A 16,831-nucleotide genomic window follows, 5' to 3' on the forward strand; every position below is an offset into this window, starting at 1 on the left:
CCTCAGGTGCTGCCACCGAGTGTAATAGTCCATGGGACGACTAAGCGAACGGCGGGACCAGCGTCCACAGTAGACACTGATCCCGCCGCTCATCGGAACATCACTTCTTGGTGATTTCCTTGTACTTCTTCTCGAGGTCTTCGAGGCCACCGATACCCAGGAACGCCTGCTCCGGGTAGTGGTCGAAGTCGCCCTTGGTGATGCGGTCGAAGGACTCGATGGTCTCCGACAGCGGCACGGTCGAGCCCGGGATCTGCGTGAACGCCTCGGCGACCAGCATGTTCTGCGACAGGAACCGCTCGATGCGGCGCGCGCGCTGAACGGTCAGCTTGTCCTCTTCCGACAGCTCGTCCATACCGAGGATCGCGATGATGTCCTGCAGCTCCTTGTACTTCTGCAGGATCCGGATGACCTCGGAGGCCACCCGGTAGTGGTCCTCACCGACGATGGCCGGGTCGAGAATGGTCGACGTCGACGCCAGCGGGTCCACTGCCGGGAAGATGCCCTTCTGGAACACGCCACGCGAAAGCTCCGTGGTGGCGTCCAGGTGGGCGAACGTCGTGGCCGGGGCCGGGTCGGTGTAGTCGTCCGCGGGGACGTAGATCGCCTGCATCGAGGTGATCGAACGACCACGGGTCGAGGTGATCCGCTCCTGGAGCTGACCCATCTCGTCGGCCAGCGTCGGCTGGTAACCCACGGCCGAAGGCATGCGGCCCAGCAGGGTCGACACCTCGGAACCGGCCTGGGTGAACCGGAAGATGTTGTCGATGAAGAGCAGCACGTCCTGGTTCTGCACATCGCGGAAGTACTCCGCCATGGTCAGCGCGGACAGCGCGACCCGCATACGGGTGCCCGGCGGCTCGTCCATCTGACCGAAGACGAGGGCGGTGTCGTTGATGACGCCGTCCTCCGACATCTCCAGGAAGAGGTCGTTGCCCTCACGGGTGCGCTCGCCGACACCGGCGAACACCGAGGTACCACCGAAGTTCCGGGCGACACGGGTGATCATCTCCTTGATGAGCACCGTCTTGCCGACGCCGGCACCGCCGAACAGGCCGATCTTGCCACCCTCGACGTACGGGGTCAGCAGGTCGACGACCTTGAGGCCGGTCTCCAGCATCTTCGTCTTGCCTTCGAGCTGGTCGAAGGAAGGCGGGTTGCGGTGGATGCCCCAGCGCTCGAGGTCCTCGCCGTAGCCGGGCTCGTCGAGGCACTCGCCGAGCGCGTTGTAGACGTGGCCCTTGACCTTGTCGCCGACCGGCACCGTGATGGGGCCGCCGGTGTCGGTGACCTCGGCGCCACGCACCAGGCCGTCCTGCGGCTGGAGCGAGATGGTGCGGACGAGGTTGTCACCGAGGTGGCTGGCGACCTCGAGGGTCACCGTCTTGCGCAGCTGCTCGAACTCGATTTCGACCTTGAGCGCGTTGAACTGGTCGGGGACGGAACCGCGCGGGAATTCGACGTCGACGACCGGGCCGGTCACCGAGACGATGCGCCCCTTGGCACGGGCTTCAGTACTGGTCATCAGTCATCACTTCCTGCTGCGGTGAGAGCGTTCGCCCCACCGACGATTTCGGAGATCTCCTGGGTGATCTGCGCCTGGCGGGCCTGGTTCGCCTCCCGCGTCAGCGTGTTCACCAGTTCGTTCGCGTTGTCCGACGCCGCCTTCATCGCGGTACGGCGGGCCGCGAGTTCGGACGCCGCCGACTCCAGCATCGCCGCGAAGAGCCGCGTGTTGATGTACTTCGGAAGCAACGCGGCGAGCAGCTTCTCGGCGCTGGGCTCGAACTCGTAGCTCGGGAGCAGACCGGCGGGCTTCTCCTCCTCGCCCTCGGAGTACTCGACCTCGAGCGGCGCGACGCGCTTGGCGACCGGCCGCTGGGTGAGCATCGAGACGAACTCGGTGTAGACGACGTGGATCTCGTCGACACCCAGGATGCCGTCGGCGTTGCCCGCCTCGTCGTCGGCGCCGTTCAGGAACGACTCGACGATGAGCTCACCGGCCTCCGCGGCGTTGACGTAACCGGGCTGGTCGGAGAACCCCGTCCAGCTGTCGGCCACGTCGCGGCCACGGAACCGGTAGTAGCTCAGGCCCTTGTTGCCGGTCACGTACAGCACCGGCTCCTTGCCCTGCTCACGCAGCAGCGTGAGGAGCTCCTCGGTCGCCTTCAGCACGTTGGAGTTGTACCCACCGCACTGGCCCTTGTCGCTGGTGATCACGAGGACCGCCGCGCGCTTCGGGTTCGGGCGCTCGACCAGCAACGGGTGGTCGAGGTTGGCCGAGGCGCCTGCCAGGGCCGAGAGCACGTTCGTGATCTCGTCCGAGTAGGGCCGGGACGCCGCGACCTTCGCCCGCGCCTTGGTGATGCGCGCGGTGGCGATGAGCTCCATCGCCTTGGTGATCTTGCCGATGGACTTGGTCGCCTTGATACGCGACCGGAGTTCTCGGAGTTGTGCGGCCATGGACTACCAGCTCACTTCTTCGGCGCGGGCTTGTTGACCTTGACGGTCTCCTGCCCGACCTTCTCGGCGTCCATCGCGTCGGAGACCTCGACCAGGCTCTTGCCCTCGGAGGTGGTGAACTCCTTCTTGAACTCGTTCACCGCGTCGACCAGCCCGGAAGCGGTCTCCTTGGAGAACTTGCCCGACTCGCGGATGTCCTTGAGGAGCTCCCCGTGCTTGCGGCGCGCGGAGTCGACGAACTCGTCACGGAAGCGGCGCACGTCCTCGGTCGGGACCGTGTCGAAGTGGCCGTTGGTACCGAGGTACACGGTGACGACCTGCTCCTCGACCGGGATCGGCGAGTACTGCGGCTGCTTGAGCACCTCGTACAGGCGGGCACCACGCTCGAGCTGCGCCTTCGACGCGTCGTCGAGGTCCGAGGCGAAGGCCGCGAAGGCCTCCAGCTCGCGGTACTGCGACAGGTCGATACGGAGCGAACCCGAAACGTCCTTCATCGCCTTGACCTGCGCGGCACCACCCACGCGGGAAACCGAGATACCCACGTCGATGGCCGGGCGCTGACCGGCGTTGAACAGGTCCGACTGGAAGAAGCACTGACCGTCGGTGATCGAGATGACGTTGGTCGGGATGTAGGCCGACACGTCGTTCGCCTTGGTCTCGATGATCGGGAGACCGGTCAGCGAGCCCGCGCCCAGCTCGTCCGAGAGCTTCGCGCAACGCTCGAGGAGACGGGAGTGCAAGTAGAAGACGTCGCCGGGGAAGGCTTCACGGCCCGGCGGGCGGCGCAGCAGCAGCGAGATCGCGCGGTAGGCGTCGGCCTGCTTGGTCAGGTCGTCGAACACGATGAGGACGTGCTTGCCCTCGTACATCCAGTGCTGGCCGATGGCCGAGCCGGTGTACGGCGCGATCCACTTGAAGCCGGCGGAGTCCGACGCGGGGGCCGCGACGATGGTGGTGTACTCCATCGCGCCGGCGTCCTCGAGGGACTTCTTCACCGCGGCGATCGTGGAGCCCTTCTGGCCGACCGCGACGTAGATGCAGCGAACCTGCTTCTTCGGGTCGCCGGAGTCCCAGTTCGCCTTCTGGTTGATGATCGTGTCCACCGCGACCGCGGTCTTGCCGGTCTTGCGGTCACCGATGATCAGCTGACGCTGGCCACGGCCGATCGGGGTCATCGCGTCGATCGCGGTGATACCGGTCTGCAGCGGCTCGGCCACCGGCTGGCGCTCGACCACCGAAGCGGCCTTGACCTCCAGCGGGCGGCGCTCGGTGGTCTCGATCTCGCCGAGGCCGTCGATCGGGGCGCCCAGCGGGTTCACGACGCGGCCGAGGTAGCCCTCGCCGACCGGAACCGACAGGACCTGTCCGGTCCGCTTGACCTGCTGGCCCTCTTCGACGCTCTCGAAGTCACCGAGGATCGCGGCACCGATGGAGCGCGCGTCCAGGTTCAGCGCCACCCCGAGGACCCCGCCGGGGAACTCGAGCAGCTCGTTGGCCATCGCCGAGGGAAGACCCTCGACGTGGGCGATACCGTCACCGGCGTCGACGACGACGCCGACCTCTTCCCGGCTCACGTCCGGGGCGTAACTCGAGACGTAGTTCTCGATCGCGCTACGGATCTCATCCGAGGAGATCGTCAGCTCCGCCATTTCGTTCCCGCTCTCGCTTCGTTCGTGCCAGTGTGCAAAGTCGTTGTTGTGGGGTCAGCCGGCCAAGCGGCGACGCAGGGCGTCGATGCGCCCCGCGGTGCTGCCGTCGATGACCTCGTCCCCGACGCGGACGACGAGTCCGCCGCCGAGCCGAGGGTCGATCTCGACGTGCAGCGCGAGCTGCCGCCCGTAGAGGGCGTTGAGCTTCTCGCCCAGCCGGGCCTGCTGTTCCTCGGAAAGCTCGCTCGCGCTGGTCACCTGGGCGACCGAGCGGTCACGGCGTTCCGCGGCCAGCTTGACCAGCTGCTCGAGGGCGTTGCCGACCCCGCGGCCCTTGGCGCGCAGGACGACCTGCTCCACCAGGGTCTCGGTGACCACGTCCACCTTGTCGGCGAACAGGTTGCGGACGAGGGTCCGCTTCGCGTCCGCGGGAGCGGACAGGTCGGACAGAGCCCGTTCGAGCTCCGGCTCTCCCGCCACGATGCGGCTGACCCGGAACAGCTGGTCCTCGACCGCGTCGATGTTCCCGGACTTCTCCGCACTGGTGAGCAGCGCCGAGCGGCCGAGGGCTTCGAGCCCGTCGGTCAGTTCGCGCGGGCTCGACCAGCGGCTGCCCGCCACGGTGTCGAGCACCTGCAGGGCCGGTTCGGAAACCTTGCCCGCGAGGATCCCGCGGACGAGGCCGATCCGGGCTTCGGACGAAGCCGAACCGTCGGCGACGGCCCGGCGAAGGCCGATCTCCCGGTCCAGCAGGGCGACGACCGAAAGCAACTCGTCGCCGACCGTCGCCGGGTCCGTACCCGCGGCGGCCAGAACCTCGCCGAGACGATTCTCGGCGAGGTCGAGCGCTTCACGGCTCGCAGCATGCAGCGTCATTCTGGTCTACTTCCCCGCTCCGTTGGAGGCACCCGCGGTCTCCAGCTCGGCAAGGAACCGGTCCACGGTGCCGTGACGGCGCGCGTCGTCCTCGAGCGACTCGCCGACGATGCGGCTGGCCAGCTCGATGGAGTTACGGCCGAGTTCGGCGCGCAGCTCGGCGATGATCTGCGCCTTCTGGGCCTGCAGCTGAGCCTGGCCCTGGGCGACGATGCGCTGGGACTCGGACTCCGCTTCGGCCCGCAGCTCCGCCTTGATCTGCTCGGCTTCGAGCCGGGCGTCGTCGCGGATCTTCGCGGCCTCGGAACGGGCTTCCGCCAGCTGAGCCTTGTACTGCGCAAGGTTCTCTTCGGCTTCGGCCTGCGCCTTCTCGGCCCGCTCGATGCCACCCTCGATCAGCTTGGTCCGCTCTTCGTAGGTCGCCTCGAAACGCGGGACGACGTACTTCTTCAGGACGAACAGCAGCAGAAGGAAGGCGACGAACCCGAGGATGAGCTCGGGGATGTGCGGCAGGATCGGGTTGGGCTGCTCTTCGGCGGCCAACACCAATTCGGTCATCAGCACAACGTCTCCTTAAAGCGAGTTGAGTTGGGAAAACTCAGCCGACGGAGGCGAGGAAGTAGATGACGATACCGATCAGCGCGAGCACCTCGGTCAGAACGAAGGTCGAGAAGGCGATGCTCTGCAGCTTGCCCTGGGCCTCCGGCTGACGGGCGGTGCCGTTGATGACCGCGGCGAAGATCAGACCCACACCGATACCGGGGCCGATGGCGCCGAGACCGTAACCGATGGCGGCGAGACCCGGGTTGATGCCGGCGGCGGATTCGGCAGCCTGCGCAAGAACGATGTTGCTCACGTGCGTTTCCCTTCAAACTCGGTCCGCGCGACTCACGCGGATCGGGGGCTTTTGGTGTTTCTCAGTGCTCCGACGCCAGTGCGGCGCCGATGTAGCCTGCGGACAGCAGTGCGAAAATGTATGCCTGCAGGACCTGGATGAATGCCTCCAGGAACGTCATCGCGATGGCGAACAGGAATGCCACCGGCGACGCGGCCTTGACGATGCCTTCACCGTCGGTCAGCAGGAAGCTCCCGCCGAGCGTGAAGACCATGATGATGAGGTGACCGGCGAACATCGCCGCGAACACCCGGATCGCCAGCGTGGCAGGCGCGATGAAGAACTTCTGCGCGAACTCGATGGTGGAGTACAGCGGCAGAACGAATCCGGGAATGCCCGCCGGCGCCAGTTCCTTCTTCAGGTAACCCTTGAAACCGTGGCGCTTGAACCCGACGTAGTGGTACACCGGGTAAACGACAAGGAACGCGAGGGCGATCGGGAAGCCGATTCGCGCCATCGTCGGGAACTGGAAGAACGGGATGATCCCGAAGATGTTGTTCACCAGCACGAAGCTGAACAGGCCGAGCACGAGCGGGATGAACGGCTTGAAGTCGGCCGAACCGATCTGCTCACGCGCGATGTTGTTGCGGCCGAAGTTGTAAATCGACTCGGCGATGAACTGCCCCTTGCCGGGGACGACCTTCAGCCGGCGCGACGACACCATGAAGTAGGTGACGAGGATGATCAGGGAGATGACCACCAGCAGCATCGGCTTGGTGAAGCTCAACCAATAGCCGGAACCGAACAACGGCGGCAGGTTGAAGTCTTTGACGCCAGGCGGCGAGAACTCCGCACCCTCGGCTAGTACCAGCGCGCCCACTGGGCTCCTTCCGGTTCTCCCGGCCGGCGTTCACTCCGCCGGGGGAATCGTCACGATCTGGACTTAACGTACCCGACACGTATCGGGCCGTCGGAGGCGGCCACCCCACGATGTGCTGAACACGGTTTCACGTTCCGCACACGAGGATTCTCGATGCAGTGCTCCCGGGAGACAGACGCCTACCAGCGGGTAATGAGGGACGATTCAACGCCGCCGCCACACTGCTGTTCGGGGTTCGTCATCAGGAGCCGACAGCCGAGGCCGCCGCCCATACGCGGACCATATCAGCAGGATCCGACGGGCCGTACAGGCGTACTACATTGCCACCGATCGGCCGAGGACCTAGGTCCCGTCCCAGGTCAGGACCTCGGTCCCGGGATCAGCGGGAGGCGGGGATGATCGTCGGGATCTTGGTCTTGCGGAAGGCCGCGAACTCCACCGCGGCGGCCACGAGAATCGCGACGATCATGGTGACGCCCAAGGCCATCGGGTGGATCCAGGTCACCCCGCGAAGCAAGGTCAGCGCCGCGAAAAGGACGACGACCTTGAGCACGTAACCACCGAGAGCGATCACCATCACGAACATCGGGTCCATCCCCGCGCTGAAGCGCATGAGGCCCAGCGTCGCGAGCGCGGACACGAGGGCGAGCACGCCGCCGATGACCGAGCCGAACAGCCCCGGCTGTCCTTTGAGGATGGTGAAGACCACGATGCAGATCAGCACCGCCGGCGGAACCAGCTTCAGGGAAGCCTTCATCATCGCGTTGGCCGCCTGCAGAACCACCTTGGCGTGGGGGTTCTCCTCCGCCTCGACGGTCTTTTCGGTCTCGCTCACAGAAAGCTCCCTGGTCGTCTCAGCCCGCCAGTGTAGGCGCGTGCGGATCGTGTCCTCTAAGCGGTCCGGTTCCGCGACCGCAGCCGCGGGATGATCGACACGAGGGTCGCCAGCAGGAAGCCGAATCCGACAATCCAGAAAACCGCGGCATCGTCGAACAACGTCACCGACACGGCGCCGAACGCGAGCAGGCCCGCCCACAAGTAGATGAGCAGCACCGCGCGGCGCTGGGAATGCCCGATCTCCAGCAGGCGGTGGTGCAGGTGCATCTTGTCCGCGGCGAACGGGCTCTCGCCGCGACGGGTGCGGCGGATGACCGCCATGATCAGGTCGAGCAGAGGCACGAACAGCACCGCGGCGACCACGACGAGCGGCGAGAGCAGCGCGAGCGCGTCCTTGCCGCTGAACTGCGGGTACGGCACGCGGCCCGACGCGGACGTCGTCGCGCCCGCCAGCATGAGACCGATCATCATCGAGCCGGAGTCGCCCATGAAGATCTTCGCGGGCTGGAAGTTGTACGGCAGGAAGCCCAGACAGGCCCCGGCGAGCGTGGCGGCGATGAGGGCGGGCGGGTACGCGCCGACGTCGCCGCCCGAAGAGTCGAGCAGGCCGAGCGAGAACGAGCACGTCGCCGCGGCGGCGATGAACCCGAGACCGCCGGCGAGCCCGTCGAGGCCGTCGACGAAGTTCATCGCGTTGACCATGACGACCACCAGCACGACGGTCAGCAGCGCGCCCTGGTTCTTGTCCAGCACCAGCACCTGGCCGAAGGACTCGCCACCGCCGCCCCACGGCACCCAGAACGACACCCACTGCACACCGAAGATCACCAGGATCCCGGCGCACATGACCTGACCGGCCAGTTTCGTCCACGCGTCGAGCTCGAACCGGTCGTCGAGCGCGCCGATCAGGGAGATCACGCCCGCGGCGAGCAGGACCCCCAGCGAGTCGAAGGAGAAGTCGAAGCCGCGGCTCAGCGCGGGCAGCTGGTGCGCGAGCCCCATCGCGGCGGCGACGCCGAGGAAGATGCCGATGCCCCCCATCCGCGGGATCGGCGTGACGTGGACGTCACGCGCCCGCGGGTTGGCGATCGCGCCGATCCGGATGGCCACGCGGCGCACCACGCCGGTGAGCAGGAAGGTAACGGCCGCCGCGGTGAGGGCGACGAGGATGTACTCCCGGATCGGGAGGCCTTGCGTGGGAGGCATGGTGCGTTACGCCGCCGAGGTCCAAGTCACTCGAACACGCTACCGCGCTAGGGGGATACGGCGGCGCACGGTCCTAGGCGAGTGACTCCGCGGGCACTCCCAGTACTTCCGCGACGGCGGCACGGCTGACCGCGCCCTCTCGCAGGACGACCGGGTCGTCGCCGGTGAGGTCGACCATCGTGGACGGAACGGGCTCGCCGGACGAGCCACCGTCGAGATACACCGCGACGCTGTCGCCGAGCTGGTCGACCGCTTCCTGCGCGGTGGTGGCGGGCGGGCGCCCGGACACGTTCGCGCTGGAGACCGCCATCGGGCCGACGTCGCGCAGCAGCTCCAGCGCGACCGGGTGCAGCGGCATGCGCAGCATCACCGTTCCGCGTGACTGGCCCAGGTCCCACTGCAGGCTCGGGGCGTGCGGCAGGATGATCGAGAGGTCGCCGGGCCAGAAGGCCTCGATGAGCGCGCGGGCCTGCGGCGGCGTGCCGAGCACCAGTCCGTCCACAGTGGACCAGGAGCCGACCAGGACGCCGACCGGCATGTCCGGGCCGCGGTTCTTGGCCCGCAGGAGGGACTGGACGGCGCCGCCGTCGAAGGCGTCCGCGCCGATGCCGTAGACCGTGTCGGTCGGGAGGACCACCAGGCGGCTGGAGCGCACCGCGCTCGCCGCCGCGGCGAGCCCGTCGGCCCGGGATTCACGCTTGCTGCAGTCGTACACCGCGCTCATGGCAGGTGAGCGTAGTCCTGGAGCCGAAGGGGCCCTTCCCCGCCTGCGGTGCACCGATGGGGCCGTTCACCGCGGCTCGGCCACCCGGCCCGTGCAATGAAGGGGCCTTTCATAGCAAAATTTGCTATGAAAGGCCCCTTCATTGCAGCTTTCTTGCCTCTGCGCCCAGGCCGCGACCGCAGGCCGGCTCACGCCATGAACGGTCCTTTCCTTGCAAATTTGGCAAGGAAAGGACCGTTCATGGCAACCGCGTCCCCTAGAAGGCGAAAGCGGTGCAGTACGACGTAGCCGTCTTGCCCGGATCGGCGATCGACGTCGCGGTCAGCTTGATCTGCGCGACGTGGTCACCGCCCGCCGCCCGCTTGGCGTGCGCCGTCGCCGAAGACCGTCCGCCGAACGGGACGGTGGACAGCTCGTTCGGCAGCCGGACCTCCCAGCCCTTCGCGGTGGTGGACGCGCTCAGGCGGTAGGTGTCGGTGTTGTACGGCGCCGCCGCGCCCTTGGCGTCGCCGGTGTTGAGCACCGGGAACGAGCAGGTCGCGAGCCCGTTCTTGCCGAACGCGGGCACCGACGGCCACAGCGAGACACCGCGGGCCTGCGAGCCCGCGCCGTCGAGCGAAGCCACCGTGACGACGTAGGACAGCACGCCCTTGCGGTCACGCTCGATGTCCGAGACCAGGAACTTCAGCCGGTTGGCCTCGTCGGTGTACTCGTACTTGCTCGCCGAACCGGTGCCCACCTTGAACGCGGCGTCGTTGAGCTGGCGGTAGTCGCCGATCGGGATCGGGACCGGGGTGCCGTCCTGCTTCTTGTAGTCGGTCATGCCGATGTCGGCCGGGTTCGCGTCGACGATCCATTCGAACGGCGCGTTGTCCTGGTTCTTCGTCTTCGCGATGATGACGCCGGAATCGGGGGCGAAGGAATCGCTGCCCATCCGGTCGACGACCTCGACGGTGTAATTGTCGTAGCCGCCGCCGTCGCAGAACGGGTCCTTGGACCGGTCGCATTTCGGCGAAAGGTCCCCGCCGGGGAGCGCGATGTTGATCCCGCTGTAGGCGCCCTGTCCGGGAAGGACCGAACGTGCGGTGATCCGCGCGGAGACCGGTCCGTTCTTGGCGAGGGAGTTCCGGTCGAGTTTCAGCACGTCTTCGGTGTCGATGATGTCGAGCTTCATCTTGGTGCGCAGCATGTGGTGCGAACCCATCGAACCGCCCTGCGTCGCCGGGATCTGCCAGCGCGTGTGGGGTCCGCCGGGACCGTTGAAACTGCCGCGCGACATCATTTCCCACGGCCCGGTGTAGGTACGGGACGGCGGAGTGCCGAACGGGTTGTTGTAGTTGTCCCCGATGCCGAGGATATGGCTCAGTTCGTGCGCGTAAACCGCCTGCCCCGAGCTTTCCGCCTGGGTCGAGGAACCGGTGACCGCGTTCGGCCAGATGCTCGCCGCGGATTTCCACGACGTCCACGGGACATAGCGGGTGGACGCCGCGTTCGGCATTCCCGCGACACCCGGCCCGAATTCGTCGGGCACGTTCTCCTTCTCGCCGAACTTCATCACGCCGAATTCCTGCCAGGTCGCACTCTCATCCTGGCCTGCGGACAGATAGAAGATGAAGTCGAACTGCTTGGAGACGTCGCCGACGTCGGCCCGCCAGGCCGCGCCCGCGTCGGCGCGCAGGTCACGCTTGCAGTTCGCCCCCGGCGGACAGGCGTCGGGCTGGAACTCCATGCCGTACTCGAAGGCCTTGCCGGGCAGGCGGTACGGCCCGAACGCGGTGAGCTCGACGCCCATCCGGCCGCCGGAGTCCTCCATCCAGTACTCGTTGATCGTGTGGCCGTTGTTGAGCGCCTGCGGCTTGTTGAGGAAGTCCTGGTAGAACTTCGCGACGTCCGCGCGGGGAATGTTGCTGGCGGACGGACCGGGGTTGCCGAACACCGTCGAACGCGGGGGCTGCGTGACGGCGAATTCCTGGTCCGGGTAGTCCGCGAGCACCACGGCGCCCCTGAACGTCCGCTTGGTCGGCTTCAGCTTGGGGTCGGCCCAGTTGGTGCCGGGCGGCTTGCGGTAGTCGTCCCACGTCATGTGGTCCTGGTTCTCCCAGGTCGACCCGTCGATCGGGGCGGGCCAGCCCTTGACGGGAGCCGCGGCGGACGCGGGCTGGGCGACCAGACCCGGCAGCAGCGCGACGGCGGCGAGGACGGCGAGTGTTCTGAGTGGGGCTCGTCGGAGAGACGATCGCATCGGGGTACACCTCCCAGTCGGACCGCCGATGAGGCGGCCGTGATCGACGTTAGGAGGCGGGCTTTGCCCTGGGCACCGCCGGAAGTCGTGAGTCTCGCTAACCATCCGCCGAACGCCTCGCGTTTCGTCCTCTGAATGCGGCAGTTCACACCACGAACTACCGCATTCAGAGGACGAAACGCGGGGTTCAGGAGACGCGCAAGGCGGTGACGAACCGCGGGCGGCCCGCCAGGTCGAGGTGGCCTTGCACGTCGGTCAGCACCCGCCGCGCCCGCACCAGCGCCGGGACGGCGGACCCGTGCGTGTCGTCGTGCTCGATCGCCATCCCGCCGGTGGGCCGTAGCAGCCGCGCGGCGGCGGCGATCGCGTGCCGGATCACCGCGAGCCCGCTCTCCTCCGCGAACACCGCCCGCGGCGGGTCGTGCTCGGCGACCTCCGTCGGCACCGGGGTGCCCTCCGGGACGTAGGGCGGGTTGCACAGGACCAGGTCGACGAGCCCGTCGAGCTCGGCGAACATCGTGCTGTCCGCGACGTCGCCCGAGTACAGCCGGATGGGCGTGTCCCCCGCGTCGGCGTGGACGTCGGCGTTGTGCCGGGCCCAGGCGAGCGCCTGCGCGTCGATGTCGACGGCGTAGACGACGGCGTCCGGCCGCGCGTGCTGGACGGCCAGCGCCAGCGCGGCGGAGCCGGTGCACAGGTCGACCACGACCGGGTACTCGCGTCCGTGCAGCAGCTTGAGGCCCCATTCCAGGAGCAGCTCGGTCTCCGGACGCGGGACGAACACCCCGGCGCCGACGTTGACCGTGATGTCGCCGAGCGCGGCCCAGCCGGTGAGGTACTGCAGCGGGATCCGTTTGGCCCGCTGGTTCACGAGCTGGCCGATCGCGTCGATGACCGGCGGGTCCACCAGCGGCACCATCGGCAGGCGGCCACGATCGACGCCGAGGACATGGGAGGCGATCAGTTCCGCGTCCGAGCGCGGTGACGCCACACCGGCCTCGGTGAGGATGCGGGTCGCTTCCATGATGGCGAGGCGCAACGGCTGCCGGTTCACTGGTGTTCCTTCACAGAGTCAAGCCTGACACACGAGGCACGCGTGCCGGGGTCGATACACGCGGGCTCAGGGTATCGATTGCTTTCAGCGCACCCGCCACGAGAGCGACGACATCGTCAGCGCCGCCTCGGCCACTCGCCGCGCCAGGTCGGTCTTGAGGCTCTTCGTCGCCGAAGCGATCCACTCGTCGACGTTCCGCACGCCGACGTCGCGATACTCGACGGCTTGAAGCAGCATCTCGAGCTTGTCCGCGTCACGCGCGTACAGCGCCTCCGGGCTCTCCGCGGCTTCGTACTCGTCGACGGCGTCGCGTACCGAGTCCCTCGCGGCGCCGGGGAGCGCCGACGTCTGCGCGGCGGTGATCGCCCGGGGGTCCGGCTTCTCGACGAACCCCTTGATCGTGTGCGGGAGGTCGCCGGTCCGCGTCTCCTGCGTGTCGTGCCAGAGCGCGAGGTACGCCGCCCGCGCCGGGTCGGCCCCGCCCTCGGCCGCCAGCAGGCCGGCCAGCTGCGCGACCCGCGTGGTGTGCTCGGCGACCGATTCGGGGTCCCGGACCCCGGCCTGCCACCACCCGGCCCGCCGGATCCGCTTGAGCACACCCAGTTCGAACCCGAATCCGGCCAGGGCTTCCACGGCTCTCCTACGCGTCGACGACGGATGTCCGGTCAGTGTCCCGCGCCACCGGCGGGTGTGCCGACGCGGTCCGGAACTTCCCCTCCGCAAGTGTTAGAGAGGGTACGAACTGATCACCCTGCGGAATCTCTTAAGGTGGCGCGGGTGAAGATCCGGGAGATCCGACTGGCTTTGGGCGTGTTTTTCGCCGCGCTCGGGGTGCTACTCGTCCGTTTCCTGGTTCCCCGCCCGATCGGCATGGCCGACAACGGCGACGGCTGGCGCATCCTCTGCCAGCTCGGCGCCCGCGAACTCGACAGGCCTTCGCAGTATTTCGTCCGCTTCTCCTACGGCCCCGCGCCCGCCTGCAACAGCGAGTACATCTCCAGCCAGAGCTGGATCGACGAGATCGCCAGCGGGATCGGGCGGCTGCTCGGCTCGTCCGCGATCCTGAACCTGCTGGTCCTGGGCGTGCTGGGCTGCCTGCTGGTCTCGGCCGGGATCGCGGCGATCGTCGTGGGTCTGCGCCTTTCGGTTCGCGACAGCGTCATCGCCACGGTCGCGTTGCTGCTGGTCGCGGCCGACTCGGCCTTCTTCGGGTACTTCGCCTCGGTGCTGAGCGAGGGTGCCGCCTTCGTCGGGATGCTCCTGCTCGCCGGCGGGCTCCTGCTGATGCACCGCACCGGGCCCTGGCGCTACACCGGAGCCGCCGTCACCGTCCTCGGCGCCATGATCGGGATCAACGCGAAGTCGCAGACGCTGCTGCTGATCCCGCTGTTCGCGCTCGCGCTGCTGTTCGTCCGGCCCGCGGGCAGCCGCGGCCTGGCGCGCTGGGCGCTGCCGCTGGCCGTGCTCGCCGTCGTCGGCACGGGTACCGCGCTGGTGCAGGGGGCGGGCGACTCGGCCAACGCGGAGTACCGCGAGGCCAACATGTACCACGTCGTGTTCAACGGGATCGTGGACGGCGAGCACGACACCACCGGCGACCTCGCCGCGCTGGGTCTCCCGCCGGAGTTCGCGAAGTACGTCGGCACCGGCTGGTGGAGCCCGAACGCGGCCTGGCACGACCCCGCGTACGGGCAGTACCGCGACAAGATCAGCCGGCGCAACGTCGCCCAGTACTACCTGGACCACCCGGTGCGCGTGATCGAGATGCTGCACCGGTCCGCGCAGGAGACGCTGACCGCGCGGGTGCCGAACCTCGGCAGCTTCGGCGAGCACGCCGGGCAGCCGCCGCTCGCGAAGGAGTACCGCGTCCCGGTCCTGTCCGGGATCACCGGCTGGATCGCCCCGCTGGGGCTGTTCGCCCTGCTGCCGATCTGGCTGCTCATCGGCTGGGCGGGGCTGCGGGCCTTCCGGAACCGCACCGGACGCCGCGACGTCGGCATCGTGGTGCTCATGTTCCTGCTCTTCGCGATGGGCCAGATCCTGGTCTCCGGTCTCGCGGAAGGCATCGAGAACGTCAAGCACCAGCAGCTGACGATCTACCCGACCCTGCTGGCCGCCGCGTTCGCCGCGCTCTCGTTCCTGCCGAAGCGCAAGGAAGAGCCTTCGGCGGCCGAAGAACCCGAGCCGGAAACCGCGTCCGTCTCCGGCTGACCCTCACCGTGGCGGCGCCCAGAATCCGGCGAAACCGCCGCAGGCGACCCTCGCGCCCGTGAGCTTCCCCTTGATCCGCTCCTCGATACCGCTCATGGCGATCGTCGGCGCGTCCGGCGCGACGGCTTCGGGTACCGGTGCGCCCGCCGCCAGAGAAGCGGCTCGGACCGTCTGGAAGAGCACGAGATAATTCCCTTCCGCGGCAAGGCGTTCCGCCGCCTCGACCATCCTTTCCGGACTGTCGCCGGTGAGTTCCAGCGGGATCGGCCAGTCCAGCGGGAACGGATCGCGGACCCCGAAGACCGGCGCGACGAACGGATTGTCCGGCAGGACCGCCACCCTCGACGCCGGGTAGCGATCCAGGCAGCCGCGGATCTGGGAGACGTAGCGATACACGTTTGGGGTCGTGCGTACACCGCGCAACGACGGCGCGACGCTCCCGAGGTCCTTCGTCAGTTCGCCCTGGGGTCTGTCCGCGTACGGGGCCTTGTCGTGCGCGGACATCAGCATCAGCCCGGCGAGCACGAACGCGATGGCGCCGAGGACACCGCCCGCCAGCCGGGGCGGACGCGGCGGGGCGACGGCTTCCAGCACGCCCAGCGCGAAGATCCCGGTGAGCAGCCCGGGAAGCGGGTAACCCCAGGACAAGGAGGCCATCCAGCCCAGCGCGGCGATCGCCAGGTACCGCCACGGCAACCGTCTCCGGACCACGGCGTCGAGCAGCGCGGCGGCGAGGAAGAGCCACAGCAAGGTGATCGGCCAGCTGCCCGCGTGCTCGAACCCGCCGTCGGCCACGACGAACACCACCACGGCCACGACGCACAGCCCGGTCACCGTCCGGAGCCATCGGCCCGGCTCGCCGAGTCGTTCGCGGGCGGCCCACGTCACCGCGAGCACGAGAACCCCGAGCAGTACCGGGAAGACGTACGTCCTCGGGTCCGCGCGGCCCGCGAAGTCCGCTGTCCAGAACCGGGAAAGACCTTCACCCCAGGTCTGGGCGCCGCCGGTGAGCTGCGCGATCGCCGACTCCAGTCCGCCGGCGACGGTGACCATGCCGAAGTAGAGCAACGGTGCCGCGCCGAGGACGAGGAGATCACCCGGCAGGCGCGACCCTTTCTTCGGTGGCGCGGCGGGGTGGAACAGCAGGATCAGCACCCCGATCGGGGCCGCGAACAGGAAGCTCTGCTTGACGATGACCGCGAACCCGAGGCAGAACAGGCCGAGCCATCGCCGCCACCGCGCATCGGAACGCAGCCCGCTGTCGAGCAGCCACCAGCCGAGCGCGACCAGGAAGACACCGTCGACGGTGTGCCACGCCATCAGCGGATACATGTTCAGGCTGATCAGCGTGGCGGCGAAGACCAGCCCGAGGCGCAGCGGCCCCCAGTCCAGCGGCGAGGTCCCGGTCAGGAACGCGGCGAGGGCGAACGTGGCGACGGTCAGCTGCACCATCGTCACGAAACTCGAGCCGATCATCAGCGGCGCGGGGACGAGATGGTCGACCAGGTGCAGATAAGCCGAACCGAACGGCCTCGGCCCGAGGAAGTCGACCTGCGGTATCTCGCCGTGCAGGACCCGCCAGACCTGCGCGAGCACGAAACCCTGATCGGTCGGATTGAACCCGAACCGGCCGATCCTCGCGACGACGGCGACGCTCAGCACGACGATCCCGGCGGTGAGCACGGCGGCTCGCCGACCACGTTTCCGGGTCGCCGGAATCGATCTTTCGCCGATGTCCAAGTCGTCTGCGCAGGCCACGAATTCGTGTTCTCCCGAGACGGAATCCCTTACTGCCCAGGGACCGTAGCGGAAACGAGAAATCGACGACAGGCCCGATCAGACGCTCGTTCGGGC

Annotated in this window: 15 protein-coding genes; 1 reads left to right on the forward strand and 14 read right to left on the reverse strand. The window is 68.0% G+C overall.

Going from position 1 to position 16,831, the window contains the following annotated elements; genetic code table 11:
• Positions 1 to 100 precede the first annotated feature (100 nt).
• From atpD to IE302_RS14990, 13 genes are all read right to left on the reverse strand, one after another.
• The gene (gene atpD / locus IE302_RS14930) at positions 101 to 1,525 is read right to left on the reverse strand and encodes a F0F1 ATP synthase subunit beta (RefSeq protein ID WP_020631171.1); all 1,425 of its coding nucleotides are present in this window, start codon (positions 1,523 to 1,525) and stop codon (positions 101 to 103) included.
• A complete protein-coding gene (locus IE302_RS14935) occupies positions 1,525 to 2,463 on the reverse strand; it encodes a F0F1 ATP synthase subunit gamma (RefSeq protein WP_191255120.1) in 939 nt (312 codons plus the stop codon). Before IE302_RS14935 ends, atpD begins: the two co-directional genes overlap by 1 nt.
• An 11-nt stretch (positions 2,464 to 2,474) precedes the next feature.
• Positions 2,475 to 4,112: a F0F1 ATP synthase subunit alpha gene (gene atpA, locus IE302_RS14940; protein ID WP_191255121.1), complete on the reverse strand. Its 1,638-nt coding sequence runs from the start codon at positions 4,110 to 4,112 to the stop codon at positions 2,475 to 2,477.
• Positions 4,113 to 4,166: 54 nt separating this feature from the next.
• On the reverse strand, positions 4,167 to 4,988 hold the full coding sequence (locus tag IE302_RS14945; RefSeq protein WP_191255122.1) for a F0F1 ATP synthase subunit delta: 822 nt from the start codon (positions 4,986 to 4,988) through the stop codon (positions 4,167 to 4,169).
• A 6-nt stretch (positions 4,989 to 4,994) separates the two neighbouring features.
• Positions 4,995 to 5,552, reverse strand: a complete 558-nt coding sequence (locus IE302_RS14950; protein ID WP_191255123.1) for a F0F1 ATP synthase subunit B — start codon at positions 5,550 to 5,552, stop codon at positions 4,995 to 4,997.
• Between the two features lie 34 nt (positions 5,553 to 5,586).
• Positions 5,587 to 5,844: an ATP synthase subunit C-like protein gene (locus IE302_RS14955; RefSeq protein WP_191255124.1), complete on the reverse strand. Its 258-nt coding sequence runs from the start codon at positions 5,842 to 5,844 to the stop codon at positions 5,587 to 5,589.
• A gap of 61 nt (positions 5,845 to 5,905) precedes the next feature.
• On the reverse strand, positions 5,906 to 6,703 hold the full coding sequence (gene atpB / locus IE302_RS14960; protein WP_191255125.1) for a F0F1 ATP synthase subunit A: 798 nt from the start codon (positions 6,701 to 6,703) through the stop codon (positions 5,906 to 5,908).
• Positions 6,704 to 7,082: 379 nt separating this feature from the next.
• A complete protein-coding gene (locus IE302_RS14965) occupies positions 7,083 to 7,538 on the reverse strand; it encodes a Cg1360 family ATP-synthase-associated protein (RefSeq protein ID WP_191255126.1) in 456 nt (151 codons plus the stop codon).
• Positions 7,539 to 7,594: 56 nt separating this feature from the next.
• The gene (locus IE302_RS14970; RefSeq protein WP_191255127.1) at positions 7,595 to 8,746 is read right to left on the reverse strand and encodes a glycosyltransferase family 4 protein; all 1,152 of its coding nucleotides are present in this window, start codon (positions 8,744 to 8,746) and stop codon (positions 7,595 to 7,597) included.
• A 73-nt stretch (positions 8,747 to 8,819) separates the two neighbouring features.
• Entirely contained in the window at positions 8,820 to 9,470 is a 651-nt protein-coding gene (locus tag IE302_RS14975; protein WP_020631179.1) for an L-threonylcarbamoyladenylate synthase, read from the reverse strand.
• 256 nt (positions 9,471 to 9,726) lie between these two features.
• A complete protein-coding gene (locus IE302_RS14980) occupies positions 9,727 to 11,712 on the reverse strand; it encodes a M6 family metalloprotease domain-containing protein (protein ID WP_191255128.1) in 1,986 nt (661 codons plus the stop codon).
• Between the two features lie 187 nt (positions 11,713 to 11,899).
• Positions 11,900 to 12,766: a peptide chain release factor N(5)-glutamine methyltransferase gene (gene prmC, locus IE302_RS14985; RefSeq protein WP_191255129.1), complete on the reverse strand. Its 867-nt coding sequence runs from the start codon at positions 12,764 to 12,766 to the stop codon at positions 11,900 to 11,902.
• A gap of 84 nt (positions 12,767 to 12,850) precedes the next feature.
• Complete coding sequence (locus IE302_RS14990; RefSeq protein ID WP_191255130.1) at positions 12,851 to 13,399, reverse strand: HD domain-containing protein; 549 nt, start codon at positions 13,397 to 13,399, stop codon at positions 12,851 to 12,853.
• Positions 13,400 to 13,543: 144 nt separating this feature from the next.
• Here IE302_RS14990 and wsfD point away from each other — a divergent pair, with 144 nt between their 5' ends.
• Positions 13,544 to 14,977, forward strand: a complete 1,434-nt coding sequence (wsfD, locus tag IE302_RS14995; RefSeq protein WP_191255131.1) for a glycan biosynthesis hexose transferase WsfD — start codon at positions 13,544 to 13,546, stop codon at positions 14,975 to 14,977.
• 3 nt (positions 14,978 to 14,980) lie between these two features.
• Here the strand turns inward: wsfD and IE302_RS15000 are convergent, their stop codons facing one another.
• Positions 14,981 to 16,660, reverse strand: a complete 1,680-nt coding sequence (locus IE302_RS15000) for a hypothetical protein (protein WP_229907772.1) — start codon at positions 16,658 to 16,660, stop codon at positions 14,981 to 14,983.
• Positions 16,661 to 16,831: the final 171 nt, after the last annotated feature.

Origin of the sequence: Amycolatopsis oliviviridis, from assembly GCF_014654365.1 — a bacterium.
Taxonomy (GTDB): domain Bacteria; phylum Actinomycetota; class Actinomycetes; order Mycobacteriales; family Pseudonocardiaceae; genus Amycolatopsis; species Amycolatopsis oliviviridis.